Source organism: Methylosarcina fibrata AML-C10 (assembly GCF_000372865.1).
Lineage (GTDB): Bacteria > Pseudomonadota > Gammaproteobacteria > Methylococcales > Methylomonadaceae > Methylosarcina > Methylosarcina fibrata.
The window spans coordinates 2,162,047-2,187,557 of sequence record NZ_KB889965.1 but is presented as its reverse complement, the minus strand read 5'-3'; the positions used below and the strand labels follow the sequence as shown (position 1 = coordinate 2,187,557).

29 protein-coding genes are annotated in these 25,511 nt (G+C 51.1%); 12 read left to right on the top strand and 17 right to left on the bottom strand.

Annotation, left to right across the window (positions count from 1 at the left end):
- The first annotated feature begins 86 nt into the window (after positions 1-86).
- From cyoE to A3OW_RS0110390, 8 genes are all read left to right on the top strand, one after another.
- Positions 87-974 carry a heme o synthase gene (gene cyoE / locus A3OW_RS0110425; protein WP_020563385.1) on the top strand — a complete coding sequence of 296 codons (888 nt, stop codon included), beginning with the start codon at positions 87-89 and terminating at the stop codon, positions 972-974.
- Positions 971-1,996: a glycosyl transferase family protein gene (locus tag A3OW_RS0110420; protein WP_020563384.1), complete on the top strand. Its 1,026-nt coding sequence runs from the start codon at positions 971-973 to the stop codon at positions 1,994-1,996. Before cyoE ends, A3OW_RS0110420 begins: the two co-directional genes overlap by 4 nt.
- Positions 1,997-2,296: 300 nt before the next feature.
- Complete coding sequence (cydP, locus tag A3OW_RS29070) at positions 2,297-2,692, top strand: cytochrome oxidase putative small subunit CydP (RefSeq protein WP_408605651.1); 396 nt, start codon at positions 2,297-2,299, stop codon at positions 2,690-2,692.
- Positions 2,689-4,254 carry a cytochrome ubiquinol oxidase subunit I gene (locus A3OW_RS0110410; RefSeq protein ID WP_020563382.1) on the top strand — a complete coding sequence of 522 codons (1,566 nt, stop codon included), beginning with the start codon at positions 2,689-2,691 and terminating at the stop codon, positions 4,252-4,254. Before cydP ends, A3OW_RS0110410 begins: the two co-directional genes overlap by 4 nt.
- Positions 4,247-5,386 carry a cytochrome d ubiquinol oxidase subunit II gene (gene cydB, locus A3OW_RS0110405; RefSeq protein ID WP_020563381.1) on the top strand — a complete coding sequence of 380 codons (1,140 nt, stop codon included), beginning with the start codon at positions 4,247-4,249 and terminating at the stop codon, positions 5,384-5,386. The genes A3OW_RS0110410 and cydB overlap by 8 nt, the downstream gene beginning before the upstream one ends.
- 12 nt (positions 5,387-5,398) lie before the next feature.
- A complete protein-coding gene (gene cydX, locus A3OW_RS27090) occupies positions 5,399-5,497 on the top strand; it encodes a cytochrome bd-I oxidase subunit CydX (RefSeq protein WP_020563380.1) in 99 nt (32 codons plus the stop codon).
- Positions 5,498-5,503: 6 nt separating this feature from the next.
- Entirely contained in the window at positions 5,504-5,956 is a 453-nt protein-coding gene (locus A3OW_RS28570; protein WP_020563379.1) for a hypothetical protein, read from the top strand.
- Positions 5,953-6,381 (top strand): type II toxin-antitoxin system VapC family toxin, encoded by a 429-nt coding sequence (locus A3OW_RS0110390; protein ID WP_020563378.1) that lies wholly within the window; start codon positions 5,953-5,955, stop codon positions 6,379-6,381. Before A3OW_RS28570 ends, A3OW_RS0110390 begins: the two co-directional genes overlap by 4 nt.
- A 32-nt stretch (positions 6,382-6,413) precedes the next feature.
- Here A3OW_RS0110390 and A3OW_RS0110385 read toward each other — a convergent pair whose 3' ends face one another.
- The 3 genes from A3OW_RS0110385 to A3OW_RS27820 all read right to left on the bottom strand — a co-directional run bounded on the left by A3OW_RS0110385 (position 6,414) and on the right by A3OW_RS27820 (position 7,262).
- The gene (locus A3OW_RS0110385) at positions 6,414-6,620 is read right to left on the bottom strand and encodes a DUF6494 family protein (protein WP_020563377.1); all 207 of its coding nucleotides are present in this window, start codon (positions 6,618-6,620) and stop codon (positions 6,414-6,416) included.
- 16 nt (positions 6,621-6,636) lie between these two features.
- Complete coding sequence (locus A3OW_RS0110380) at positions 6,637-7,020, bottom strand: 4a-hydroxytetrahydrobiopterin dehydratase (RefSeq protein WP_020563376.1); 384 nt, start codon at positions 7,018-7,020, stop codon at positions 6,637-6,639.
- Between the two features lie 65 nt (positions 7,021-7,085).
- Positions 7,086-7,262 (bottom strand): hypothetical protein, encoded by a 177-nt coding sequence (locus tag A3OW_RS27820; protein WP_020563375.1) that lies wholly within the window; start codon positions 7,260-7,262, stop codon positions 7,086-7,088.
- A 53-nt stretch (positions 7,263-7,315) separates the two neighbouring features.
- Between A3OW_RS27820 and A3OW_RS0110370 the strand changes: the two genes are divergently transcribed.
- Both A3OW_RS0110370 and A3OW_RS24700 read left to right on the top strand, forming a co-directional pair.
- Positions 7,316-7,873 (top strand): ferritin-like domain-containing protein, encoded by a 558-nt coding sequence (locus tag A3OW_RS0110370; RefSeq protein ID WP_020563374.1) that lies wholly within the window; start codon positions 7,316-7,318, stop codon positions 7,871-7,873.
- Positions 7,874-8,493: 620 nt separating this feature from the next.
- Positions 8,494-9,516, top strand: a complete 1,023-nt coding sequence (locus tag A3OW_RS24700; protein WP_020563373.1) for a sterol desaturase family protein — start codon at positions 8,494-8,496, stop codon at positions 9,514-9,516.
- Between the two features lie 100 nt (positions 9,517-9,616).
- Here the strand turns inward: A3OW_RS24700 and glgC are convergent, their stop codons facing one another.
- The 3 genes from glgC to A3OW_RS0110340 form a co-directional block, all read right to left on the bottom strand.
- Entirely contained in the window at positions 9,617-10,852 is a 1,236-nt protein-coding gene (glgC, locus tag A3OW_RS0110360; RefSeq protein ID WP_020563372.1) for a glucose-1-phosphate adenylyltransferase, read from the bottom strand.
- Between the two features lie 508 nt (positions 10,853-11,360).
- Positions 11,361-11,507, bottom strand: coding sequence for a hypothetical protein (locus A3OW_RS27815; protein ID WP_020563370.1), 147 nt, complete (start codon positions 11,505-11,507; stop codon positions 11,361-11,363).
- A gap of 230 nt (positions 11,508-11,737) precedes the next feature.
- Complete coding sequence (locus A3OW_RS0110340; RefSeq protein ID WP_020563369.1) at positions 11,738-12,667, bottom strand: hypothetical protein; 930 nt, start codon at positions 12,665-12,667, stop codon at positions 11,738-11,740.
- A 408-nt stretch (positions 12,668-13,075) separates the two neighbouring features.
- Between A3OW_RS0110340 and A3OW_RS26410 the strand changes: the two genes are divergently transcribed.
- Positions 13,076-15,391: a PAS domain S-box protein gene (locus A3OW_RS26410; protein ID WP_232422361.1), complete on the top strand. Its 2,316-nt coding sequence runs from the start codon at positions 13,076-13,078 to the stop codon at positions 15,389-15,391.
- 13 nt (positions 15,392-15,404) lie between these two features.
- On the top strand, positions 15,405-17,894 hold the full coding sequence (locus A3OW_RS0110330; protein ID WP_020563367.1) for a GGDEF domain-containing response regulator: 2,490 nt from the start codon (positions 15,405-15,407) through the stop codon (positions 17,892-17,894).
- A gap of 205 nt (positions 17,895-18,099) precedes the next feature.
- Here A3OW_RS0110330 and A3OW_RS0110325 read toward each other — a convergent pair whose 3' ends face one another.
- The 11 genes from A3OW_RS0110325 to A3OW_RS0110295 form a co-directional block, all read right to left on the bottom strand.
- The gene (locus A3OW_RS0110325) at positions 18,100-18,666 is read right to left on the bottom strand and encodes a hypothetical protein (protein WP_020563366.1); all 567 of its coding nucleotides are present in this window, start codon (positions 18,664-18,666) and stop codon (positions 18,100-18,102) included.
- 352 nt (positions 18,667-19,018) lie between these two features.
- Positions 19,019-19,327 (bottom strand): hypothetical protein, encoded by a 309-nt coding sequence (locus A3OW_RS24690; RefSeq protein ID WP_051091806.1) that lies wholly within the window; start codon positions 19,325-19,327, stop codon positions 19,019-19,021.
- Between the two features lie 59 nt (positions 19,328-19,386).
- A complete protein-coding gene (locus tag A3OW_RS25960; protein ID WP_051091805.1) occupies positions 19,387-19,635 on the bottom strand; it encodes a transposase in 249 nt (82 codons plus the stop codon).
- A 275-nt stretch (positions 19,636-19,910) separates the two neighbouring features.
- Entirely contained in the window at positions 19,911-20,426 is a 516-nt protein-coding gene (locus A3OW_RS27085; RefSeq protein ID WP_232422360.1) for a helix-turn-helix domain-containing protein, read from the bottom strand.
- Positions 20,427-20,579: 153 nt separating this feature from the next.
- Positions 20,580-21,158, bottom strand: coding sequence for a hypothetical protein (locus A3OW_RS0110315; RefSeq protein WP_020563364.1), 579 nt, complete (start codon positions 21,156-21,158; stop codon positions 20,580-20,582).
- Complete coding sequence (locus A3OW_RS27810; protein WP_157385869.1) at positions 21,155-21,562, bottom strand: hypothetical protein; 408 nt, start codon at positions 21,560-21,562, stop codon at positions 21,155-21,157. Before A3OW_RS27810 ends, A3OW_RS0110315 begins: the two co-directional genes overlap by 4 nt.
- Positions 21,563-21,849: 287 nt before the next feature.
- Positions 21,850-22,737, bottom strand: coding sequence for an IS5 family transposase (locus tag A3OW_RS24680; RefSeq protein ID WP_020563363.1), 888 nt, complete (start codon positions 22,735-22,737; stop codon positions 21,850-21,852).
- Between the two features lie 123 nt (positions 22,738-22,860).
- Positions 22,861-23,160, bottom strand: a complete 300-nt coding sequence (locus A3OW_RS27805) for a hypothetical protein (protein WP_157385868.1) — start codon at positions 23,158-23,160, stop codon at positions 22,861-22,863.
- Positions 23,153-23,503, bottom strand: a complete 351-nt coding sequence (locus A3OW_RS0110305; protein ID WP_020563362.1) for a hypothetical protein — start codon at positions 23,501-23,503, stop codon at positions 23,153-23,155. Before A3OW_RS0110305 ends, A3OW_RS27805 begins: the two co-directional genes overlap by 8 nt.
- 58 nt (positions 23,504-23,561) lie before the next feature.
- On the bottom strand, positions 23,562-24,599 hold the full coding sequence (locus A3OW_RS0110300) for an IS630 family transposase (RefSeq protein WP_020563361.1): 1,038 nt from the start codon (positions 24,597-24,599) through the stop codon (positions 23,562-23,564).
- Positions 24,600-24,789: 190 nt separating this feature from the next.
- Entirely contained in the window at positions 24,790-25,146 is a 357-nt protein-coding gene (locus tag A3OW_RS0110295) for a hypothetical protein (protein ID WP_020563360.1), read from the bottom strand.
- Positions 25,147-25,511: the final 365 nt, after the last annotated feature.

Genomic DNA, 25,511 nt, shown 5'->3' with positions numbered 1-25,511 from the left:
AAATGATAGCGTCTGGGACTATTTCAATAATCCATGGTTCACTGTATTCTATAAGGATAAATAGAAAGTTGAAACGAATTAAAACGATGCCTACCCTAGCACCCGAACTTTCCTGGAAAAATTATCTGACCCTGTGCAAGCCGAACGTGGTTCTGGAAATGCTGTTTACTGCGGTCGTCGGCATGCTCCTTGCCGTTCCCGGAATGCCGCCTCTCGACGTCCTGATTTACAGCGTCGTCGGCATTGCGTTGGCCGCTTCCTCGGCCGCGGCAATCAACCATTTTATCGACCGCAAGGCGGACGCGGAAATGAAGCGCACCAAAAACCGTCCGTTGCCCCAGGGCGCATTAAGTTCGGCCAAAGTGCTTTCCTTTGCCGTAATCCTGGGCGTCGCTTCGATGCTGCTGCTGGTGCTCAAGGTGAATGCCCTGACCGCGGTGCTGACTTTTCTGTCGCTGTTCGGTTACGCGATCGTCTATACCGTTTATCTGAAGCACATGACGCCCCAGAATATCGTCATCGGCGGCGCTTTCGGAGCCACGCCCCCCTTGCTCGGCTGGTGCGCGATGACCGGCGAAGTGCATCCTTACGCGCTGTTGCTGATGCTGATCATCTTCGTCTGGACGCCTCCGCATTTCTGGGCGCTGGCCATCGCCCGGCGCGACGAATACGCCAAAGTCAACATTCCGATGCTGCCGGTCACGCACGGCCCCGACTTTACCCGTCTGCAGATTTTACTCTATACCATTTTGCTGTTGATCGTGACCCTCTTGCCGTATCTGACCGGCATGAGCGGCCTGGTTTATCTGGGATCGGCCGTCCTGCTGGGAGCAATTTTTCTTTGGTTCGCGGTGCTGATGATGCGCCATAAAGACAATAGGACCGCCATGAAAACGTTCGGTTATTCGATTGTCTACATTACTTTGCTGTTCGCCGCGCTGATCGTCGACCATTATTTCAAGATCACCTTATGAATTTCAGCCATCATCTGCAAACTTCCCGGCCCGAACATCCGTTCGCAGAATACATCCGCATCCTGGGCAAGGGCAAGAAGGGTTCCCGTCCGCTGACCCGCGACGAAGCGTATCGGGCCATGAAAATGATCATGGCCGACGAGGTGTTGCCGGTACAACTGGGCGCGTTTTTGATGCTGATGCGGGTCAAGGAAGAAACGCCCGAGGAACTGGCGGGTTTCGTGCTCGCCGCCCGGGAATCGTGCCGGCTTGAGGCTTATCAGGCCCGGGTCGACCTCGATTGGTCTTCCTATGCCGGCAAGCGCCGCCATTTGCCCTGGTATCTGCTGTCGGCTCTGCTGCTGGCGGAAAACGGCATTAAAGTGTTCATGCACGGCGCGCCGGGTCCGTCGGCGGACAGGCTTTATACTCAGGACATGCTGGCCTACCTGGGGCTGCGCAGCGCTGCTTCCGTCGCCGAAGCGGCCTTGCAACTGGACGAACAGAATTTCAGCTATCTGTCGCTGCACCAGTTCTGCCCGAAACTGCACGAGATCATCGAACTGCGCCCGTTGCTCGGGCTGCGCTCGCCGGTGCATACGCTGGTGCGTCTGCTGAATCCCTTCAATGCCGAGTACAGTCTTCAGGGCATTTTCCATCCGGGTTACCGTCCGGTGCATCAAGAGGCCGCCGCGCTGCTGAATCAGCCGCACGCCGCGGTATTGAAAGGCGAGGGCGGCGAAACCGAACGCAATCCCGACATGGACTGCCTGGTGCAAAGCGTGCATAACGGCGAATTATCCGACGAAAACTGGCCGGCCCTGTTCGACTACCGGCACGTCAAGCCGGAAACCCTGGATCCTTCCCAATTGGCGTTGCTCTGGCAAGGCCGGCTCGCCGACGAATACGCCGAGGCTTCCGTCGTGGGTACCGCCGCCGTCGCGCTCAAGCTGCTCGGCAAGGCGCAAACCCGGGAACAGGCGCAGCAACTGGCCGCCGATTTCTGGAGCCGGCGTTCCAGAAACCGGTTTGCGGCGGCATGAAATGCGCGGCTGCCGAGGAATTTGAACCGGCCGAACCTCGGCGGCAAGAGGCATCGAATGGGCGATGCAGAGAAGGCCAATATGCCGCTGATTCCGATTGTTTGACAACATTCTTGCAGCCGGCGGCAGGATTGGATCCATCAAGGCCGTCCGGGATTTTTCGATATTTTTGTCATGAAGATGGGTGGTTTTCCACCATTTCGGTTCTTGTCGGTCGACCGGTCATGTAATAATCAACCGTTGCAAAAATCGGCCTGAAACGAACCGGACCGCCTTTCTGGAGCAGAGTGCAGCCGCGAAATGGCGCGTCCGGCAATCATAATGAACCTTTTTTGTCATTTTCGTAATTTACTATCGGATAGACGGTCAGTTAATGCGAAGAAGCCTTACCCGTCAGTACCGGATAGACCTTGGCAAGATTCTTGCCTTTGTTTGAAGAAATTATTATTAACTTCGGTAGGGCGTATGTTTTCTTGTAAAAGTAGGTTGCATAGATTCAGGAACGGTCCTTCATTTTCGTTCGGCCTGGAAATTTCGCTGGCTTTGCTGGTGAAATTTCTATTGTTGGGCGGACTCTGGTGGGTATTTTTCGCCGGGAAAAAACCGCCGATCAATGAAGAGATAATGGCCGGCAGAATGTTCGGAGAAAATCGTCCGCTTATGGTTTCACCATCCGGTCGGGAGAGAGCGCAATGATCGTCAATGAAATCGTCGAGTTGTCGCGTCTCCAGTTTGCGCTGACGGCAATGTATCATTTTTTGTTCGTGCCGCTGACGCTGGGATTGTCGTTTTTGCTGGCGATCATGGAATCGGTTTACGTGATGACCGACCGGATCGTTTACAAAGACATGACCCGTTTTTGGGGCAAACTGTTCGGCATCAATTTCGCGATGGGAGTGACCACCGGCCTGACGCTGGAATTTCAGTTCGGCACCAACTGGGCCTATTATTCGCATTACGTCGGCGATATTTTCGGCATGCCGCTGGCGATCGAGGGCCTGATGGCGTTCTTTCTGGAATCGACTTTCGTCGGATTGTTTTTCTTCGGCTGGGACCGTCTCACCCAAGTGCAGCACTTGACGGTGACCTGGCTGCTGGCCATCGGAACCAGCCTGTCGGCTCTCTGGATTTTGATCGCCAACGGCTGGATGCAGCATCCGATCGGGGCGGAATTCAACTATGAAACCATGCGCATGGAATTGTCCAGCTTCGCCGATCTGTTTTTCAATCCGGTAGCGCAGGTCAAGTTCGTTCACACGGCGGCGGCCGGTTACGTCACCGGTTCGACGTTCGTGCTCGGCATCAGCGCGTACTATCTGTTGAAAGGCAGGGATATCGCTTTTGCCCGGCGGTCTTTCAGAGTCGCCGCCGGTTTCGGCCTGGCATCGATCTTGTCGGTCATCGTGCTGGGCGATGAAAGCGGTTATACCCTGGGCGAAGTGCAAAAAGCCAAGCTGGCCACGATCGAGGCGGAATGGCAATCCGAGGAACCGCCGGCTTCCTTCACCATCGTCGGCCTTCCCGACGAAGAAACCATGACCACCCGCTATGCGGTCAAATTTCCCTGGCTGCTGGGCCTGATCGCGACCCGTTCGGTGGATGAAACGGTCATCGGCATCAAGGACATACTCGACAACAATCGCGAACGGATCAAAAACGGCATGATCGCATACGACAATCTGCAAAAATTGAGGCAGAACCACCAGGACATCAAAGCCAGGACGGAGTTTGAAACGCGCAAGGCTGATCTCGGCTACGGACTGTTGTTAAAGCGTTACACGGAAAATGTCATTGACGCAACGCCGGAGCAGATCGAAGCGGCCACCCGCCGCTCGATACCCAAAGTCGCACCGATGTTCTGGACCTTCAGGGGTATGGTGTTCTGCGGCGTAGCGATGCTGTTCATTTTTGCCGCGGCTTTTTATTTCAACGCCAGACAGACCGCGCACAAACAACGCTGGCTTCTGCGCCTGGCGTTTTACGGCATTCCCTTGCCCTGGATCGCCAGCGAACTCGGCTGGGTCGTCGCCGAATACGGACGGCAGCCCTGGACCATCGCCGGCATTCTGCCGACTCATCTGAGCACTTCCAGTGTGAGCACGGGCCAGCTCTATACGAGCCTTGCCGGATTTACGCTCTTTTATACCGTGTTGCTCGTCATCGAGCTTTTTCTGATGACCAAATACGTGCGCCTGGGACCGAGCAGTCTTCATACCGGCCGCTATCATTTCGAACAGGAAGGAGTGAGTCATGTTTGATTACGAAACGCTGAGGATCTTCTGGTGGGCCGTGCTGGTCCTGTTGGTCTGCGGTTTTGCCGTCATGGACGGCTTCGATCTCGGCATCGGCATGCTGCTGCCGTTTCTCGGTAAATCGGATGAAGAACGGCGGGTGATGCTGAACGCCATCGGCCCCACCTGGGAAGGCAACCAGACCTGGCTGATCACGCTCGGAGGTTTCACTTTCGGCGCTTGGCCTCTGGTCTATGCCACGGTCTTTTCCGGGCTTTATCTCGGCATGCTGGTGCTCTTGTTCGGCCTGTTCCTGCGTCCGGTCGGCTTCGATTACCGCAGCAAATTGCCCGGCCCGCGCTGGCGCGGTGCCTGGGACTGGGCTTTGTTCGCCGGCGGCGCGGTGCCCTCGGTGGTGTTGAGCCTCGCCGTCGGCAACATCATTCAGGGGCTGCCGTTTCAGCTCGACGAAGATTTGCGCTCCCTGTACTCCGGCAGTTTCCTGGAACTGTTCAATCCGTTCGCGTTGCTGTCGGTGGTCACGGGAGTCGCTTTGCTTTGCATGCACGGCGCCTCGTTCCTGCTCTGCCGCACCGAATCCGTGCTTGCCGAACGCGCCCGGCGCGCCGTTTTCTGGGGGGCGCTCGTCTTCACCGTGAGTTTTTTTATTGCCGGCCTATGGGCCGCGATCAGCCTGCACGGCTACCGCATCACGTCGGCGGTCGATACCGAAGCCATTGTCAGGCCGCTTGCCAAAACCGTGGAAAAAGCCACCGGCCTGTGGTTCGACAATTACAGCGAATACCCGCTGCTGATGCTGGCGCCGGCGTTTGCCCTGATCGGATCGTGGCTGGTCGTCTTTTTTTCGGCGAAGCATTATGCCGGCACCGCCTTCGTCGTCAGTTGCGGAGTCGTCGTCAGCGTGATCCTTACCGCCGGCGGTTCGATGTTTCCTTTTATCGTCCCGTCCAGCGTCGATCCGTCCAGCAGTCTGACCGTGTGGGACGCCGGCGCCAGCCGCTACACGCTGCTGTTGCTGAGCTTCGCAACCGTTCTGTTAATGCCTATCGTCATGGCCTACACGGCCTGGGTTTATCGCGTGTTGCGCGGCAAGGTGACGGTCGAGGATATTCGAAAAAATCAGCATGGTTTGTATTGAGGAGAATGTGTCATGTGGTATTTCGCATGGGCTTTAGGCGTGGCGCTTGCCTGCGCCCTGGCCATCATCAACGCGATGTGGCTGGACATCAACGAGCATCCGGAGGAGTGAAAAGTTTTGTTCGGAAAAGAGCGTTTTGCTTCTTTGAAACAAGCGGATCTGCGGAAAATTCCGGAAGCGAGGCTGTCGAGCCCGCGTAGGTCCGACGCGGGCTTGTTCAGATATCTCAGAGTCTGCCCCCATTTTTTTTCATTGCACTACGTCTGCGGACGCATTGCTATTCTGCCGGCAAGAGCGGATAATTTGTTGAAATTTTCAACAACTGAGGAGGCTATGATGGCTACCGTGAATTTCAGTGTGCCGGATGACGTTAAAGACGCGTTTAACGAGGCCTACAAAGGCCAGAACAAGAGCGCCGTTATTGCCGAATTGATGCGCGAAGCCGTCGAACGCGCGCAGCGTAAACAGCGCAGTCATGAGGCAATTGCAAGCATCCTGGAACGGCGTAAGCATGCCCCGGCCATGAGCAGTGAAGAACTGCAGGCCGCACGGGAAGACGGTCGGCCATGATTGTCGTGGTCGATGCCAGCGTCGCCCTGAAATGGTTTTTCCAGAGCCGAGAGGATGAAGCCGATTGCGGCTTGGCGTTAGCGATCCTGTCGGGCATCGATGAAGGCAGGATACGCATGCGACAGCCTCCGCATTTTATTGCCGAGATGACGGCGGTGCTGGCCCGCGAAAAACCGAAGGAAGCCCAGGACGATTTGTTCGATTTATTGGCCATCGAAAGTCGTTTTGCCGAGGAGCCGGAGATTTACGCCACGGCGATGGATCTGGCGATCCGTTGCCGGCACCACTTGTTCGATACGCTCTACCACGCGGTAGCTCTGAATACCCCCGGCGCCGCACTGGTAACCGCCGACCGCCGTTATTATGATAAAGCAGCGAGCTTCGGCCGGATTACCCTGCTGTCCGATGTCAGATTAGCCTGCTAAGAAACATCCCAGCAAGTAAACCGGATCAATCCTCATTCCAGCGCAATATGCCCGTCGATATGATGAACCAAACCCAGCGCCGGCGCTTCCAGCGTCATCTTGACGTCGAACGATTCGTTGCCGTTGATTTTCCCGGATTCGAGGGCTTTTTGCACCGCGTGCTCGATCTCGCGCTGGGAGGTGACGCCGACCTGTTTCAGGTATTTTCGGATTTCCATGTTCATGGTGTCTTCGTTCATTTTCGGCCTCCGGATATTAATCGTATTTGAGGTATTTGAAGCGAGGATCGTCGGGCGTGCCCTCCAAAGCGCCGCCTTCCTTGCCGGGCTGCCACTGGATTACTTCCTCGATTTTACGAGCCAGTTCGAAATCCTTGTTGGTGATGCCTTTGGCGGCGTGATTCATCAGTTTGACGATGACGAAGGCGTAGGAAACGGTCAGGTCGGGGTGATGAAAGGCCGCCTCGGCCAGATGCCCGATCGTATTGACCACCATCAGCGTCGCTTTCCAGCCGCTGGTTTTGTATTTGCGCCGAATCCAGCCGTTTTCCAGGTACCAGTGCGGCAGTTCTTCCTTCAACCGTTCTTCGACCTCGGCGTCGGAATAGGTGTCTTCGTGTTTGCGTTCTCTCCAGCCCATAAGGATGATCCTCTCTTGATTTTGACGAAAGCATTTGCGGCTTAACGGCCTCGGAATTGTCTTTTTCAGCCTTTCAGCAGTTTTTTCGATACGGTCCGAAGAATGCCGCCGTCACGGTAATACTCGATTTCGATCGGCGTGTCAATGCGGCTTTGTGTTTTAAACGCTTCGACTTTGTCGCCATAGCCGGCGGTGGCCGCCAGGCCGGTAAAATCCCGCAGAATCAACCGAATCGGCTTCATAGGTCAGGACAAGAGCCATCCGCCGGGCTGTCTGCGGGTTTCCTGCTCAGTAAATGGATGAACTGTACGTGCTTCAGGCTTATTCGACTTCCATGATCGGGTTTCTATCCAAACAAAAAAAAATCGAGTATAGTCGAACTTCGATTCATACGATCCGGGAGGCTTTCATGACCAACGCGCAAATAGATATCGAGGAAGTGGTGACCGTGCTCAATAAAATCATGGAAACCGAATTGGCCGGCGTGGTCCGTTATACCCATTATGCCTTGATGGTTTTCGGCTACGGGCGGATTCCGATCGTGTCGTGGATGCGAAGCCAGGCCTCCGAATCGCTGATGCACGCCAACGAGGCGGGTGAGTTGATCACCCAGTTGGGCAATCATCCGTCCCTGGGCATCGGGCCGCTTTTGGAAACCCACCGGCACGACATCGGCGACATTCTCCGGGAATCGCTCGATCACGAAATGCTGGCCTTGTCCGCTTATTACACGTTGCTGGAACTGGTCTCGGGACGCAACGTCATGCTCGAAGAATACGCCAGGCGAATGATCGCCCAAGAAGAAATGCATTTGGGAGAGGTGCGGAAGATGCTGAAGAAACCCGGCGAATAGCCGCTGGCTTCGAGGATTTGGATTAAAGATCGAATCAATCCGGGCAAAAAGCGAGCGATTCGTAAAATACGGCTTGGCTTGAGTCGATGCCGTTGCCGTGAAAATATTCTATGGAACGTGCCGGCCGTGAAGGGCGCCAGTGTGCCTCCTTTGTCGGTACATCCTATGCGTTCCCTTCTTCTTGTGGCTTATGTCATGCCGGGTGAATAAGCGGAGCGCATCCACCCCGGAGCCGGAGGCGCTTCGCTAATTCGGCCTACCCAATTTCTTTTTTCCTCTTATCTTCTCTTTTCCTTCGGATTTTTCCGAAGCATGAACAGGACTCCGCAACAGGCCCTTAGCGGCACCTGATCCGGCCATCCTTGGTATTCCGCCCGGTTCCCGGCAGGGCTCGGCCGCACAATCCGAAAAAATATATCTATAATCAAGATATTCAAATCAAAAATGATCGTTTCATTAAAAGCTCGAATTTATATAGTATGAAGTCGAAGTCACCGGAATGAAATCAGTCGGTATTCCATAACCTGTGTTGAATTTTCGAAATATCGCATGTCTAAATTTCATGATTATTTAACCGAAACGGTTATCACCTTATTTAATTTTATTCAGGAAAATCAGTTATGTACGAAAATTACATGCTTCTGTTCACATTGCCGTGGGCGAGAATGACGGCCGATGAAGTGGCGGCCCTGATTCTTTTGATGTTGTTTGTCATGTTTTCGTCGCTTGAAGGCCGTTTTCCCAAACTCGCGTCTCAACCGGCGCTAAGGCGTCAGTCGTTCGGGACCAATATGGGTTTGTTCTTGACGAACAGCGCCCTGCTTTCGGTGTTGTCGGCACTTTCTTTATGGATAGTGGCCGACCGCTTTTCAGGCCGCGGCTTGCTCAATTCCGTGTCCAGCCCGATCGTGAAGGGCGTTCTGGTCTTCTTGGGTCTCGATCTGACGCTTTATCTCTGGCATAGAGCCTGCCACAAGTTCGAAGCCTTATGGATGTTCCACCGAGTTCATCACAGCGATCTGGAGATGAACGTATCGACGGCGTTTCGGACGCATCTTCTCGAGCAGTTGTTGACTAGCTTGATTAAAGCGGTTTATATCATTGCTCTGGGTGTGGACAAGATGCTCGTGCTGATCGTCGAGAGCATCATGACTTTTTTCGTCATGTTCCATCACGCCAACATCGGCTTTCCCGGCGAACATCTGTTGAAACGCCTGATGATCGTGCCCTATCTGCACCGCGTGCATCATTCCGTGCAGCGCCACGAGCACGACCGGAATTACGGCTTGGTGTTATCGATGTGGGACCGGTTGTTCAGTACGCTGGCGGAGCTCGAACCGGTCGCCGTCGGCATCAAAAACAATCCGGGGCCGGATTTCATCAGCCAGTTGCTGCTCGGTTTTACGCCGGTGCCCAAGGAAACTCCGGCGCCGTATTTGCCCGGGCTGGACGTACGGACAATGATTGCCGAGGCCGCCTATTACAAAGCCATAAGTCGTGGATTTGTGCCCGGTAACGATATGGCCGACTGGTTCGAGGCGGAAAGAGAAATCGGCAGGCTCATCGGTACCGAGAAGGCGCAAAGGCATAGGCGGAAAAACACGGAATCGGCCTGTCCGTGCGGGGCCGGTTTCCGGTATTGATGACGACAGCGGCGGTCCCGTCCGGGCTTGAACGTCTGCCATCCCTGACGGGCCGCCGGCCTGAGCAAAGGGCAGAATTCGAACGCGTTTTCCTGATGGCTCAGGCCGGTCCGGACAAGAAACGGTAACCTTTCGGCACCACGGTAATTCCTCCCTCGGAGACGGTAAAGCGGACGGTATCACGGTCCCTATGCATGCCGATCTGCTCGCCGGGCGGAACGTTGACGTGCTTGTCGACGATGCAGCGGTGCAGGCGCGCTCCTGCACCGACGTGCACGCCTTCGAACAGAATCGAATCTTCCACCATGGCGTTTTCGTCCACCCGGACCTGCGAGGACAGGATGGAATGCCGGACCGTGCCGCCTGAAATGATCGAGCCGCCGCAGAGCAGCGAGTTGATCAGTTGCCCGTCCTGTCCGGAAGGTCCGGGAACCATGCGCGCCGGCGGATGCTGGCCGTGATAGGTGCGGATGGACCAGTCCGGTTGATACAGATTCATCGGCGGCAGCGGGGAAAGAAGGTCCATATTGGTTGCGTAGTACGAATCCAGAGTGCCGACGTCCCGCCAATATCCGTCCGGCGTGACCCGTCCCGTTTTTCCGCCGAACGGATACCCATAAACGCGCTGTTGTTGCTCGATGAGTTTCGGAATAATGTCTTTGCCGAAATCGTGATGCGAGCCGGCGAGATTGTGATCGACGCGCAAGGCTCGGCAGAGCAGGGCCATGTCGAAGACGTAAATGCCCATCGAGGCCAGCGCATGCTGCGGATCGTCCGCCAACGGGCGAGGATTGTCGGGCTTTTCCTGAAAACTGCGGATGCGTTGCGCTTCATCCATCGCCAGGATGCCGAAAGCGCCGGCTTCGGCGAGAGGCACTTTCATGCAGGCGATGGTCAGCTTCGCGCCCCTGTCCCGATGAAAATTAAGCAGAGCGGCGTAGTCCATACGGTAAATATGGTCGCCCGCCAGAATCAATACGTATCGGGCATTGCTGCGTTCGAGCAGATAGAGGTTTTGCAGAATGGCGTCGGCCGTGCCTGCGTACCAGGAGTCTCCGGTTCTCATCTGGGGTGGAACGGGGGTGATGAATTCCGACAGTTCCGGATTGAAGATGGACCAGCCGTCGCGAAGGTGCTTTTGCAGCGAGTGCGACTTGTATTGCGTCAGCACCAGAATTCGGCGCAATCCGGAGTGCAGGCAGTTGGTCAGAGTGAAGTCGATGATGCGGTATTTGCCGCCGAACGGCACCGCCGGCTTGGCTCTTTCCACCGTCAGAGGGTGGAGCCGCGAACCTGCGCCTCCGGCTAAAATGATGGATAAGGTTTGATCGAGCATCCGCCGTCACCCATTTCGTGCAATGAAATTGATTATACCTCACTCTGTCCGGTTAAGAGTGTATCCGAAATGCCGGCGTTCGCCTACCGGCAGGCAACGGATAAAGAAACGGACCCGATTTTGATTTTTCTCGTTATCGATTCATTGTGAAGCACCATCCGAAAAACCATTTGAATTTCACCGCTATTTGTTCGCTAAGTAGCGCAAGAGATTCTCGAAGTTGAAAGCAATCCTGTAAACGGTAAAACCGTTGACGGGCTGAAAACGAAACAATCCGGAAGCGCCAGGCTTGCCTTTTCCCAAATCGGACAAGTCCGAGAGTTTGCATCCGGATGGCGGTTGAGGCTGTGAAAGTATTCCGGAAATTTTCTAAAAAACTTTTATGGGTTCTTCAAGTGATGGATCCTTAATGTGTGGGAGCGGCTTTAGCCGCGATCATCGCGGCTAAAGCCGCTCCCACCCCACATGAATACTTTCACAGTCTCGGTTGCATTCTGTTTCAACTCGATCAGCGGAACCGGCTTTCATCGCGATCGGAGCGCATTCGATCGTGCTTTGCCGCTCCCACACTGCGGCGAATGGCACCGATGGACGCAGAACCGTGCGAATGCATGGCCAGTACCAGAAATAAAATGCAAAATACGAGAGCAGCCATAATTTTCTCCTAGCTCAGGAAAGGGAATCCTGTCGAAAAATAACTCGACACTCAAAATATAGCATTAATTGTGCCATGGCTGTATCCGATTTGTGCCGGCTGATCTCGGCGAGGAGAAAGTGGTCTTTAATTTCTTTCCGGAAAGCCGTATTCTGTAAAAAAGCACCAATCCGGTGCCTTGGATTTCAATCCCGCCTTACCGTTGGGCAATATGCCAGGCAGAGCTTCGCTTATTTTTGGCTCAGATTTTCCAGTATCTGCTCCAACGGAGCCAAGTTCATCGTCAGTCTGAACAAGACTTCATTGTTCTGCAGCAAACCGTAACAGTGATACGTTCTCAATTTGATGGCGGTCTGCTTTAACGTGTTGTCCTGGGACTCCGGAAGCTGCCTGACCAGAATGTGCAATTTGTCGTTGTTTCTAAGCCATCTTAAATAATGCCGGTCGACGGAAATTTCGTGAGAGGTGTAAACCATGGGATTGAGCTTGAAATCATGATTTTCCAGTTGCGCTTTTTCCAGCAGGGCGCCGGAGGTGAGGCTGCAAGGAAAAATTTCGGGGTAATTGGCGACATGGGTTAATTCGTCGAAATAGTCGGATTGCTCGGCCAGAGATCCGGAGAGAAAGTTTTTGACCGAGCCGTTGTTCATGAATTTTCGTTTGAGAAAAAAATCGGTGCCCGGCACGATGGTTCGATCGGGAATTTCATTGAGGTCGGGCAAGTCGTCGAGTTTGGTCTCGGCCAGAAACAGCGGCGATTGCGTTTCCTTTTTGAATCCCAGCAGCACGGTTTTGCCTTCCGACTTCAGAGCGATGCGGTTTCCGAGCGTCAGTTCGGGAATGGTCTGGATCAGGGTCTTCTTGATTCCGAGATAAACCGGAACGCGCGGGCGCACCGCATTGACGAAGGTAATCTGGTAATTGCTGAAACGCAGATTGTTTTCGGTAATGACCTTGTCTTCATGATGCGCTTCCCGATACAGCCGCATTTGATACTCGATCAGGGTATTGAGTTGATAGCCCAAAACGATCGGGCCTTTAAAAGGGTTATGGGTAATCTGAAGCCATTTGTGCTTGTCGTGAAACAAGTTGAAGTCGTCGGAAGCATGGCGGGCTACTTCAATGTGAATTTGGTCGAAAACAAACGGGCGCTCTTTCATCTTTCGTTCTTGAGTAAGCGTGAATTTTAAAGCGAAACTTCGGCGTTCCGGCCGTCTGGGCCGATACTACAATCATTCGTACGCGGCTCCGGCATAATGAAAGCCATTCTTCTGACTTTATCATATCCTATCGGCCGATTGTTAAATTGCTGCGACAATTGTAACGATCGTCCGGCCGTTTTTTCTTGATGCTATGGGCACTTAAGTCTGTAAAGAAATTGAACAGACAAGGCCACTCATGATATAAGTTTGAAAACGTCCGTAGGCCGGCCCCGGATTCTTGTGTTCTGGGCTCCTTGTCCGTTCGATTCCAAATGTGACTTACTGTTGGAAACGAAAGGACTTTACCGGGTCATAAACATAGGGTTTTTCGTAACGATAAAACGATGTTCAGGATGAGGAGGCCAGATGACACGCATGCAAACGCCGTCGAACGACGATGACCGGATACGGAAACTTCATGAATACCGGATCCTCGATACGCCTCCCGAACAGGTCTTCGACGACACGGTCTCGCTGGCCGCCATGGTCTGCGCCGTGCCGATTGCGATGTTTACTCTGATCGATCGGAACCGGGAATGGTATAAAGCCAAAAAAGGCATCGGTCTTGAAGAGCATCCGAGAAACGGCGGATTCGGCACGTATACCATTCAGCAGCACGATCTCATAACGGTTGCCGACGCCCGTCAGGACGCCCGTTTTGCGGATCATCCCCTGGTGGCTTCGGATCCCTGGATCCGTTTCTATGCCGGAGTTCCGGTCCGGGCAGCAACCGGCGAAGCTCTGGGCACGCTGTGCGTGCTCGATAAAATACCGCGGCAATTGCTTCCCGAGCAGCTTGAAGCGCTCAGACTGCTGGCTCGTCAGACGGCGTCCGTCCTCGATCTTCGGCGCCGGGCGAACGAGCGGGACGAAGCCCGGAGCGAAGTTGGCGAAGAGAAACCTCTGCCGCCTTTAACCGAACAAGCCGCATTGCACCATTCTTTGCGGTTTGCTCGAGCCATTCTTGATGCCTTGCCGCTCCAATTCTGCGTTCTCGATAAAAACGGCCGTATCCTGGGCACGAACAGGCCGTGGCAGGCGCACGAACAGGACGGCGGTTACCCAGGGGCCAAGATCGGGCAAAACTATTGGGAGCTTCTCGAACGGGGCCGGATTCAGGACCGGGGCGGAGAGGCTTTTGTGGAAGGCATGCGAGCGGTAATAAGCGGTGAAAAAAGCGGTTTTTCGTTGGCGTATCAGGATCGAAATGCCCGGACTGTGCCGCAATGGTTTGCCGGCAAGGTCATGCCGTTCCCCGAGCAGGAACTTGCCGGCATCCTCGTAGTCCATCAAGATATTACCGAGCATAAACTACTGGAACACCGATTCCGGCAAGTAGTGGAATTTTCGCCGAGCGCTCTGGTTATGATTAACGAAACGGGAATCATTTTGATGGTCAATGCGCAAACGGAGGCGTCTTTCGGATATTCACGCGATGAATTGGTCGGCCAGCCGGTAGAGTTATTGCTGCCGGAGCGTTTTCGCACGCCGCATGTCGATTTCCGTCAGGCTTATGCGGCCATGCCCGTGTCCAGACCGATGGGCGCCGGCCGCGATCTTTACGGTTTACGCAAGGACGGCACCGAGTTTCCGGTGGAGATCAGCCTGAGCCTCATTGAGGAACACGAAGAAACGCTGGTGCTCGGTTCCATCGTCGACATCAGCCGGCACAAACAGCTCGAGCATCGCTTCCGGCAGGCGGTGGAAGCCGCACCGAATGCCATTGTCATGGTCAATGAGTCGGGCATCATCCTGATGGTCAATCTGCAAACGGAACGCTCTTTCGGCTATTCGCGCTTCGAGTTGATCGGTCAGTCTGTGGAGATTCTGGTGCCGGAGCGCTTTCGGGAAGAGCATGCGGGCTATCGTCAAAACTTTTTTGCCGAACCGCGGTCCAGACCGATGGGAGCCGGCCGCGATCTTTACGCGCGGCGCAAGGATGGCAGCGAGTTTCCCGTGGAAATAGGGCTCGGTCTCATCGATGACGAAAACGGTCTGATCGTGCTCAGCTCCATCATCGATATCACCGAAAGGATGGTCGCCAACGACAAACTGAAACAAGCGGTCAACGAGAAAGAAATTCTGTTGAAAGAAGTCTATCACAGGGTCAAGAACAACCTGCAAGTCGTCTCCAGCATGATCAATCTCCAGGCCAGGAACGTAAAACACGACCTGGCCCGTGACTTGCTCCAGCAAAGCGCCGACCGGGTCAAATCCATGGCGCTGCTGCACGAGAAACTGTACCAGTCGAAGGATTTGACCCGGATCGACTTTAAAGCATACGTGCACAGCCTGGTCGACTATCTGATGTTCGGCCACGGCGATTCCTCGGCAAGAATCCGGGTCGGCCTGCAGATCGAGGACGTCTTTCTCGACGTCGATACCGCGATTCCATGTGGACTCATTATCAATGAACTCTTGTCCAATGCGCTGAAACACGCGTTTCCGGACAACCGGCCGGGCCGGATCGACATTGCTTTCCGGCACGATCAAAACGAGTATGTTCTCGAAGTTGCCGATAACGGCATCGGATTTCCGCCCGGTCTGGATTTCAAACAATCCTCTTCGCTCGGTTTGCAATTGGTCACGACTCTGACCAATCAGCTTTTGGGGCACATTACGCTGGATCGCAACCACGGTTCGATCTTCACCATTCGCTTTGACGAAAACTCCGGACACTGAATTGAGGTGCGGCATGTCGGCCAATAAAATCCTGATTGTTGAAGACGAAGGCATTGTCGCGATGGACATTCGCCAGCACCTGGAGGGATTCGGGTACGATGTGGTAGGGACCGCCTATTCCGGAGAACAGGCCATTATCCAGGCAACGGAGAACCGGCCTCAGTTGGTCCTGATGGACATCATTCTCAAGGGCAGCATGGACGGCATCAGCGCCGCGCAGACGATTACCGAATCCCTGCATATCCCCATCGTTTTTCTGACCGCTTACAGCGATGTGGCCACGTTGGAGCGAGCAAAAGTCACCGGCGCTTACGGTTATCTGATCAAGCCGTTCCGTCCGGATGAACTGCGCACGACCATCGAAGTGGCGATGTACAAACACGAAATGGAAAAGAAGCTGCTGGAAAGTGAACAGTGGTTTGCCAAAACGCTGCATTGTCTTAGCGATGCCGTGATCGCGACGGACGGCGATGCCAGGGTCCGGTTTATGAATCCGGTGGCGGAAGAGCTGACCGGCTGGCAATTCGACGAAGTTAAAGGAACGGATATCGGCGATATGCTGACTCTGATCGAGGAGACGCACCGGAGTCCCATTGCCAATCCGGTCAGAAAAGTCCTGAACAACGTCGAGAGCACCGATTGCAGAACCTCGGCCTTGTTAGTAGCCAAAACCGGGGAGGAGATTCCTGTCGACGAGAGCACTGCCCCGATTCGGGACCCTGCCGGCATCTTGCTCGGCGCCGTGTTGATATTGCGGGACGTCACCACTCGTCTGCAGATGGAAAGGGCGCTTCGGGAAAGCGAGGAATGTTTTCGTAACGCCTTCGACAATGCCTCCATCGGGATGGCCCTGATCGACGTGAAGGGACGTTTTTTGCAGGTCAATCTCGCCCTTTGCGGCATATTCGGGTATTCGGAGAAAGAATTGCTGGCTTCTTCCCTGCAGGTCCTTATTCATGCCGGCACTTATCATACGGTAATTGAACACCACCTGCGTCAGTTGATGAATCACGAATTACGGTCGTTTCAAATCGAGGTGGAGTGCTTTTACAAAAACATCGGCAAAGCGGTCTGGACCTTGTTGAGCGCTTCCCTGGTGCGCGGTCCTCTTAATGAGCCGCAATTTTTCATTCTTCAGTTTCAGGACATTACCGACCGTAAATACGCCGAACAGCAACTCCTTTATGTCGCCAATCACGACCCCTTGACCGGCCTCTGCAACCGGATTCAGTTCGAAGATCGCATGGCTCAGGCCTGGTCGAATGCGCGCCGCCACAAGACCCGGTTTGCGCTGATGTTTCTCGATCTGGACCGCTTCAAACTGATTAACGATACGCTCGGCCACCGCGTCGGCGATCTGCTGCTGCAGGCGGTCAGTGATCGGCTGAAAAGCCTGGTCCGTGCCAACGACACGCTGGCTCGCCTGGGCGGCGACGAATTCATCGTGCTGCTGAACGACATCGGGGCCATCGAGGATATCGCCCGGATTGCGCAAAAGACGATCGATACGCTCACTCAGCCTTTTTCGATCGAAGACAACGACATTGTGGTGACCGCCAGTATCGGCATCAGTGTTTTCCCGGAAGACGGAGAAAACAGCCAGATGCTGCTGATGAACGCCGATACCGCGATGTACCTGGCCAAGGAACGGGGCAAGAACAATTATCAGTTTTATACCCTGGACATGACGGCCAGAGCCACCGAACGGATGATCGTGGAAAGAGGCTTGCGGCAGGCGCTGGCCAATAACGAACTGGTGCTTTATTACCAGCCGCAGATCAATGCAAGGAACGGCCATGTCGTCAGGGTCGAAGTGCTGCTGCGCTGGCAGCATTCCGAATGGGGCCTGGTGTACCCGGATCGGTTTATCGACGTGGCCGAGGAAACCGGTCTGATAGCGGCCATCGGCGAGTGGGTTCTGCGTAAAGCCTGTCTTCAGGCCAAGTCCTGGCAGGACAACGACGGTCCGGTTACCCATATCGCGGTGAATCTGTCTTCCCGGCAATTCCTGGAAGGCGATCTGTTCGGCATCATCAGGAGAATACTCGATGAAACTCATCTGAAATCTTCCTTGCTGGAACTGGAAATTACCGAATCCGCGGTCATGCAGGATCCCGATAGGGCGCTGCTCGTGCTGCGGCAGTTGCATGACCTGGGAGTGCAGATCAGCATCGATGACTTCGGGACCGGGTATTCGAATCTGACTTATCTCAGACGCTTTCCGATTCAGCGGGTCAAGATCGACCGTTCTTTTATTGCCGATATTCCCGACAACAGAAACAGCATGACCCTGGTACAGGGCATTATCGCTCTGGCGCACGAGCTTAAATTGCAGGTCACCGTGGAAGGCGTGGAAACGGAAGAACAACTGGCGTTTCTGATCGATCGGCAATGCGATTTTTTGCAGGGCTATCTTTTTAGTCCGCCGATGACGGCCGATTGGCTGGAGACCGAGTTCAGAACCGATTCCATTAAAACGCTGGTCGCCGGCAGAAGCCGTTAGCGAAGCTCTTTCTGCTTGTGCCGGGTGGGCAGAACGATAAGGACGGGCTTCGCGCCTCAGCCCATCCATGGCTCTAGCGGCCGACTATTTGGCGCCGGCCCAATCGATGCTGACGCGCTATTTCGAAAGACGGATGGTGGAGTAAATTTGTGGGGATGCCCAGGGTCTGACCGCTTTGATTTACTTTGATTTATCAATTGGCCGATTATTCTTGACCATCTCGGATTGCCTTTGATGATTTGAGTGGTTCCGAGCAGCAAAACGCAATCAGCCCTTGACGTTCACTTTTAAAAATGAATCTGACCGCAGCCAGAACCGCAACGCCAAATACAACGGTTAAAGCTCCACTGCCAAGCATAAACCCAATTGCAGCAAGGTCCTCGGTAGAAACTGAATTCAAAGAAAGTATGATTCTACTTGCTAGTAAAATTGCCTGTGCCAAGCATATCGTTAAAAACAAGAGCAAAAGTCCAAACCATATCGACAAAAATGTTTTTGGAAGCGGTTTAAAAGTTACTATGCCTGCAATTGAAACTATACCCTCTTTTTCATAAGCGTCATCTAATTTTCCAATAAAGCAATACAGAGAAGGCAACCCTGCAATTAACATTATTGGATTACGGCGAGCAACAATAATTTTTGATTTTTGAATTTGTACATAATATTCTCCTATCCATATATTTCTTTTACCATTCAAAATTACGGAAGACGGTATATGCAAAATAAAAATCTGATCACCAAAAAGTAGTTTTTTAAAAAATGCAATTATCACAGGTAGGTTTGCATAAAAAAATGGGTGAAATCAGACGGTATGATGGCTGGTTGTAGCGAGACAAATGAAATATGGGAAGGGCTTGACCGAAGCGAAACAGAAAGTAGCCCGGATGGAGGTTTGCGGAATCCGGGCAAACAAGCTCCGATTGTCCTGGATTCCACTGCGTTTCATCCGGGCTACTTGCTAAACCGGCAAACCATCTTGCCCCGCTTTGACTGCGCATAATCGCGGCTACGTGGCCTGATCAAAGGCCTTTAGACTTATGTCCCAGCGGTCGCGGTTAAAACCATAGTAGTTGACAAAGAACGGCAAGAGCCGTCCGTGTGGGCATAAGGCCCGTGGCCTTCAGTCATGGCTGAACCATTTTTTCTGGTTCCGCCTGATCACCTTCTAGTAGATTAAGGGAGCATACTGTTTTAACTGGTAAGCCATCTTTATAAGCATAATATTCAATACACTTTTTTCCATTCTTTATAACTTCTCGTTTTCCAATATCACTAGCCGCAAAGAAATCACTAATTGAGGTGCTTCTTCGCCGTCGCCAGTCCATTTCCTGCCAAGAATAACCTTGTTTCCAACTGATAATGCCGCGAAAAACGCAATACACAATAGCCAATACGAGGGTGGTAATAAAAATGTACGAAATCACTTTGCCCATGGCGCACTTGACCCATTAGCTGGAGTAGTCGCAGGATAGTTTTGCACTCCATTAAGTTCTTAGCAGAAAGTCAGTTGGTATTGAGCGCCAAAACCAGCGGTAATTTCATCAATAGCTTGCTCAAGTTCAGATGGCGTAAACGATTTGAAAGGCAACCACTCGTATTTCATTTTGCGCCATAGCATTTCAATGCGGTTCAACTCAGGACTGTACGGGGGCAAAAAGTAAAAACGCATGCCTTTTTCTTCCAGTAAGTCCCAATAAGGCTTGAGTTTTTTGGCAGTATGAATCGAAGCATTATCCAAAATGACTACGAGCGGTTTTTTTTATTCGCTCAATCAGCCCCATCAAAAAACCAAAGAACCACAAACCGTTTACGCTTTTCCACAATTTAGCCAGCATCAGTGCTCCCGAAGATCAAAGAGCGCCAATGACATTCAAACGTTGCCCCCGCTTTGCCGTGACGGCGTGGGTCTCACCACTTTTCGTCCAGGCCGAGCGATTAGGAGGTTGTGCTGAGAATCCTGCCTCATCCACGTAAGCCAATTCAATTTCACCCGCGTTCGCTTGCCGGATCAATCCGTTAATCTCGTGTTGGGCTTGTTCGAAGCGTTCGGGATCGCGCTTTTTTTTTTAAACTATAGCGCGTTCGTTTCCACACGTAGCCCAAGAGTTTGAGTTCAGTTCGCAAGGTCGTCGGTCCAATATGGACTTGATATTGCTCTGCTAAGCGCGTTAATAATTCTCGGGATGATAAAGCTTCGGCTTCAACCCATTGTCCTAATTGTTGCCGATGTTCATTGGTCAGTTTCGTCGGGGCGCCGCTTCGGGGCTGATCCGGTAAACTGGCTAAGCCTCGCTTCAACCATTTACGTCGCCGAATACGAACCGCTTCTCGACACAGATTCTGTTGCTCGGCCACTTCTTTAACGGTTTTTCCAGAGGCCAATAATAAAACCGTCTCGGCGCGCTCACGTTCACGCCAATCAGAGCTCTTCTTTATGACTGCCCGTAGACAATCACTTTCAATTTCCATTAACTCTACCCGTGCCAAATGATGTTCCTTAGCTGTATCCAAATACTCAATAGCATAACGCAAACGGACTTCTTGCGAAGCACTTATTTGTTGGTTATTGCGCCTTGGCCTTGCCTCTGTCCCATTTGATCCACTGTATAGTCGTCAATATTTTAATAATCCAAAAAATACCAGTCACTTATAAGGGCATGCATACAGCCTTACATGAGATTCATATCAACTGGCCAAATCAGATAATAATTTGTATATTTGCTTTTCTTCACTCTTTGAAAAAAAACGAAGGATGCTACTTTCAATAGCAATGAAGGACGTTAAAAAAACAACACCAAATGTAGCAATGAAAAAAATGGAATAATTAATTTCCAAGCGATTATAAAAAATAAAACTAAAAACAAGATATAAGATATATGCGATTATATGTAAAAAATATGCATTCAAGAGAAACAGGCTTGTTAATCTAAAAAAATCAGACCTGCGGAAGCTTCCTTTTATTACATTTTCTTTAGCATAAATTTTTCCTCTAAAGTAAAAATAAGTAGGATTTATATAGCTTAGTGGCGGTTGCTCTTTAGCTAATATTATGGTTAACACATTATCACTTATGCAGCCATAAAAACTTTTCTCATTAGATTTATTTCTAGGGTTGTATTCAAATTTATCTTTATTTATCAAAGCAACCCTGTTATTTATTTTTTCGTTAAAACTCTCATAACCATCCATTAAAAAAAACTCCCATTGCTTTTCATTTAAAATATTTTCTAACTCCCATTTAATTATTTTTTTTAGAAAGTTCATTTTGACAATCCCCTACGCATGCTTATTGTCGTTCCTACTGTACCATACCCATGAATACCGGCTCCTCCGATCCCTACTTCTAGGTTTATCCCTGTAAAATTATCATGGATATCAAAAGTTGCATTTGCCCCAATTGTCGGGCCTAAAGGGTTAGGAACACTAGTTCCTGGTATAGGGGTATATGGAATTGTTGCGCCTACCTCCCCACCTTTACCAGCCAAATTACAAACTGCCCCTCCCTGTACTCCTATTTGCCAGCTTAATTTAAAAATAAAATCAAAAATATTTAAACTATTAAGATCGTATGCCCCATTTGGTTGATTAATAAATAATGGGTTTACACCTAACTCGGTAAAAAAGCCTGCATCAAATTCCCCACCTGTGAAAGGATCAGGAAATGACATTGCAAAACATCAAAAGGGTCTGACCCATACCCTTATACACAAATGTCGTCATACCCGCCGGGAAGCGGGTATCCAGTGCCATGGGTGGCAAGCTCAATAGCCCCTGTAGCCTCGGCAACTGCTCCTGCGTTGCTCTACCTCCTGCATCCGTGCAGTCATGGGTTCCGGCAATCCCTGCCGGAATAGCAGAGTTGTGTACAAGGGCATGGGTCTGACCTTTTTGATGCTTAATGACTCCTTTAATTAGTCGTCCCTGAAAAAGTCATTTTTTTGAAAAAAACAGCTCATTAGGAAACATAAACAGATTCCTGAACCGTTTTATTTTGTAAAAACCGGCAGATGGCTTCCCCGATTTCCGGCCAAAAAATCCTCAACCGCCTGAGGATTAAACGCATGTTGTGTCCAGCGGCGCAGAGAACGGCATTCATGGCATCACCGAGTTGGCCTTTCAGGTAATTTCTGCTCAGCAAGCCATCGTTCTTCATGTGTCCAATCACCGGCTCGATGGCATTGCGCCGTTTTAACGCGGTTTTCAACCGTCGGGTATGGACTCCCCGTTTTTGCCTTGACTTGTACAGGGTGACACCGGGTATTTCTCGCCCCCGATAGCCCAAATCCACAAAAGCTTCTTTGGCTCGGGTACCGCTCAGGATTTCAGCTTGTTCCAGGCAGGAGTACAAGGTATCGCCGTCATAAGGATTGCCGGGAAAGCTCCTGGCGCCCAGCACGAAATTACTTTTATTGGTCACCGTGATGCCGACTTTGACGCCGAACTCGTATTTTTTGTGTGCTTTCCCTTTACTGATGCATTCCACTTCCGGTGCATGAAAGCTGTAGAGTTTGTTTTTGTCGGTGTGTTTCTGATTCAGTATCCGCTGGGTTTTGGCCAGGGCGTCCTGAAGCCCCCTTTGCGCGGCCAGCTCCTGTTGCGGCAGTTGCCGCAGGATATCCCGATAAACACGACCGACCAGGGTTTTCAGTTGCTTCAGGGCTTTTTGCTTACGCTTCATTTGCTTGGCATGATGATAACGATGCGATTGCACTAACAGCAGCGGTGCCTTTTTATTGTAGTTCTGTCGCAGGGGCAGCCCGTGTTGTCCAGCCAGCTTGACCAGCTCCCGACGGCATTTTTCGTACAACTTTTGCACAACTTCCTGAGGACGTTTGGGCTTCATTTTTCGGTGAAAATTTGCAAGAAAATAAAACCCATTTTAACATTTTCTTGCAATTTTTGACCTCATAAATATCCATTTATATGATATTAATCAATTTCTTATGAATTAATCAGGGACGACTAATTAGTAAAACAATGACATAGTTAAAGATGCTACGAATGGACCACCTAATGCACCTATCAAAAAGCAGTACACAAAAGAAAGGTGGCGTTTTCTAATATCAATAATATACGTAACCAAGCAAGCTGGTATTAAAGAAACAGTCAATACCTTTATCGTAACCTTACCAATTTGCATTAGGTCAAGATACTGCCATTGTACTAACATCGCTGCTATATAAATTGAAAGCAAAACTAAACTGCTGGAAATAAAGGCAGTGAAAAAACAAAAATAATTGATGTTGGCGGCTCGAAATTTAGTCATGTGTTAATCCATAAAACCAATGATTCTTTGAGTTGCTCTCAGCTTGATCAAGCATATCCGTTGACGAAGGATAAAGATCGTTCATTTCCGGATATTTTTCAGCCATAGACTTCAAAAAACTCTCTGCTTCATCTCTCGTAAGGCGTTGTTGATTATCATAAATTTTCTGATATTCATTTTTGAGCTTACCGTCTAATTTTCCACACTGCAAAAAATCCTTTATAGGATGTAGTGGGCCAACCGGCCTCGTATCGATTTGGGGGATTACCTTTAGCGTGTATTTCAACCACGCAGGAAAAGGTATTGCTTTCTGCAAATTGTCCGAAAGAGGATCGAAGGCCAATTGATATTGAGTTTTCCATCCTGAACTACTATTAATCCGGCCGCTAAAAACCGCACACCTATGCAGCATAAGCTATCGGCTTAGCGCGGAAGTATGCACGAACGCGGTGCGGTCGGCTTTGAATCGATTTGAGATTTGACATGACTTTTTTCCTGAGATGATCGCCACCGCGAGTTGGCTCACTTGCATTCATTCGCGCCTTCAGCTCACCGTTCATATACTCGTCTGGGTTCAGTTCCGGCGAATAGCTCGGGAGAAAAAACATTTCGATCTTTTCGCTGTTTCTCTCAAGCCATTTTGTTACTGCTTTGCTGTGATGAACCCTGAGATTGTCTACAACCAGAAAGACCTTGCGTCCTGCATCCTTGATCAACCGTTGCATAAAGCGAATCATAATCTCGGCAGTCATATTCTCGCGGTACAGCATGAACCGCATCGTGCCTTGGTTGGTCACCGCCGAGATCAGATTGATTCGCTCCCTTTTACTCTGGGACAGGACCAGAACGGGTGTTTTTCCCTTGGGTGCGTATCCTCTCGGATAATGCTCAACGGATGACACGGCGGTTTCATCGCCCCAATATATTTCTGCACCCTCTGCTTTGGCACGTGCAGCAATTGCCGGGTAGTCCGTTTCCAGCCATTTTTTGACTGCTTCGGGCTTTTGTTCAAGCGCCCGCTTGAGGGGGCGCTGCGGCGTGAAACCCCAGCGGTTTAAATAGCGCCGGACTGACCGGATCGGCAGGTCAATCAGAAAGCACTGCTTGATGTGCGAACGAACTGCCTTGGCATTCCAGAGTGCAAAACTCAATTTCATCTGCTCCGGCGTTTTATCAATAATGTCTTTCTGGATTTTCACTTCCTGAGCCTCGGTCAATCTGCGAAATTCGCCTACAGTTCGGCCCCGCTTTGCTTCTTTTGTACTGTTTCCAAGGCGGCTCCGGCTAATCCACTCCACAATGGTGGATCTGCGGACGCCGAGTTCTTCGGAAATAGAAGTCTGGGTGCGACCTCGTTTATACATCCGTATCGCCGTTTTACGAAGCTGCTCGCGAGCGGATGCATCAAGTTTTCGGGTATCTATTTTCTCAATTTCCATGAAGAAATGATACCACGACTGTTCGGTTTATTGTGGCCTGGTTAATAGGGTCAACAATAGAATAACTCATCTAAATACCTCACACAGCAAGCCGGGAAAAGCAAGTAGCCCGCATAAAGCTGTGCATAATGCGGTACTATACAAAGCCAGGCACATCCTAAGTTCCGTAAATTTCATCCAGGCTATTTCGCTAAAGAGTTTTTATTGAAGCTATTGCAAACCGAACCAGCGATGAATCATCAATTTTATTTTCAGATGAGTCCTGTACATAAGCTAAATCGGCTGCTATGAACCCGAAATACAACCAAAAAAAGTCATATCCATCATGGCGACAAATAGCAATACAATTATTAATTACCTTATCGTTAATCACAAGGGGATTTTCGAGCGTTATTAATGCGGAGTTTTTGTTGATCAGATTTGAAATCATTCCAACAATTTGAATTCCCTTAATCTCTTCTGAAACTGAATCATCAATTTTCAGTAATACTGATTGACCGACTGGATGCCAACCAATACTCTTCATAAGTTTGCTTAATATGCTCATCTGTGCGATTAAAATCCGCCAGCCCTATACTCTGTGCCACCACCAGGCTGTCCCCATTGTAGTTGTGATTATACAGTCCGCGGCCCTGCAACATATTTGAAAGGAGAAGGATTGACTGGACGAACAGCTGTGGCTGGATTCCAAGGGGGCAAAGCTAATTTAGAAGCAGCTTCTGTACCTAGCTGATAAGCAAGTAGACAGCATGAAGCTGTGCGTAATACGGGGATTATCGAAAGTCAAGAACATCCCGGATTTCGTAAACTTCATCCGGGCTACCACGCTTCAATGCCCCCCCAAACTACAATTAAATAAAATATTAATTGAAATAAAAAAAGCTTAGCATATGTTTTACCTGGATTTAGATT

Excerpts from the sequence above, each read along its gene's own strand:
- A3OW_RS0110340 (WP_020563369.1), bottom strand. The coding sequence starts at position 12,667 with ATGAAAGAGCGCCCGTTTGTTTTCGACCAAATTCACATTGAAGTAGCC.
- A3OW_RS0110420 (WP_020563384.1), top strand. The coding sequence starts at position 971 with ATGAATTTCAGCCATCATCTGCAAACTTCCCGGCCCGAACATCCGTTC.
- cyoE (WP_020563385.1), top strand. The coding sequence starts at position 87 with ATGCCTACCCTAGCACCCGAACTTTCCTGGAAAAATTATCTGACCCTG.
- A3OW_RS0110315 (WP_020563364.1), bottom strand. The coding sequence starts at position 21,158 with ATGAACTTTCTAAAAAAAATAATTAAATGGGAGTTAGAAAATATTTTA.
- A3OW_RS0110370 (WP_020563374.1), top strand. The coding sequence starts at position 7,316 with ATGGATGAACTGTACGTGCTTCAGGCTTATTCGACTTCCATGATCGGG.
- A3OW_RS0110300 (WP_020563361.1), bottom strand. The coding sequence starts at position 24,599 with ATGGAAATTGAGAAAATAGATACCCGAAAACTTGATGCATCCGCTCGC.
- A3OW_RS24680 (WP_020563363.1), bottom strand. The coding sequence starts at position 22,737 with ATGAAGCCCAAACGTCCTCAGGAAGTTGTGCAAAAGTTGTACGAAAAA.
- A3OW_RS0110385 (WP_020563377.1), bottom strand. The coding sequence starts at position 6,620 with ATGAACGAAGACACCATGAACATGGAAATCCGAAAATACCTGAAACAG.
- A3OW_RS27815 (WP_020563370.1), bottom strand. The coding sequence starts at position 11,507 with ATGGCTGCTCTCGTATTTTGCATTTTATTTCTGGTACTGGCCATGCAT.
- A3OW_RS0110295 (WP_020563360.1), bottom strand. The coding sequence starts at position 25,146 with ATGAGCATATTAAGCAAACTTATGAAGAGTATTGGTTGGCATCCAGTC.
- glgC (WP_020563372.1), bottom strand. The coding sequence starts at position 10,852 with ATGCTCGATCAAACCTTATCCATCATTTTAGCCGGAGGCGCAGGTTCG.
- A3OW_RS24700 (WP_020563373.1), top strand. The coding sequence starts at position 8,494 with ATGTACGAAAATTACATGCTTCTGTTCACATTGCCGTGGGCGAGAATG.
- A3OW_RS0110390 (WP_020563378.1), top strand. The coding sequence starts at position 5,953 with ATGATTGTCGTGGTCGATGCCAGCGTCGCCCTGAAATGGTTTTTCCAG.
- cydX (WP_020563380.1), top strand. The coding sequence starts at position 5,399 with ATGTGGTATTTCGCATGGGCTTTAGGCGTGGCGCTTGCCTGCGCCCTG.
- A3OW_RS24690 (WP_051091806.1), bottom strand. The coding sequence starts at position 19,327 with ATGGGCAAAGTGATTTCGTACATTTTTATTACCACCCTCGTATTGGCT.
- A3OW_RS0110410 (WP_020563382.1), top strand. The coding sequence starts at position 2,689 with ATGATCGTCAATGAAATCGTCGAGTTGTCGCGTCTCCAGTTTGCGCTG.
- A3OW_RS0110380 (WP_020563376.1), bottom strand. The coding sequence starts at position 7,020 with ATGGGCTGGAGAGAACGCAAACACGAAGACACCTATTCCGACGCCGAG.
- cydP (WP_408605651.1), top strand. The coding sequence starts at position 2,297 with ATGGCGCGTCCGGCAATCATAATGAACCTTTTTTGTCATTTTCGTAAT.
- cydB (WP_020563381.1), top strand. The coding sequence starts at position 4,247 with ATGTTTGATTACGAAACGCTGAGGATCTTCTGGTGGGCCGTGCTGGTC.
- A3OW_RS27805 (WP_157385868.1), bottom strand. The coding sequence starts at position 23,160 with ATGACTAAATTTCGAGCCGCCAACATCAATTATTTTTGTTTTTTCACT.
- A3OW_RS27820 (WP_020563375.1), bottom strand. The coding sequence starts at position 7,262 with ATGAAGCCGATTCGGTTGATTCTGCGGGATTTTACCGGCCTGGCGGCC.
- A3OW_RS27810 (WP_157385869.1), bottom strand. The coding sequence starts at position 21,562 with ATGTCATTTCCTGATCCTTTCACAGGTGGGGAATTTGATGCAGGCTTT.
- A3OW_RS26410 (WP_232422361.1), top strand. The coding sequence starts at position 13,076 with ATGACACGCATGCAAACGCCGTCGAACGACGATGACCGGATACGGAAA.
- A3OW_RS0110330 (WP_020563367.1), top strand. The coding sequence starts at position 15,405 with ATGTCGGCCAATAAAATCCTGATTGTTGAAGACGAAGGCATTGTCGCG.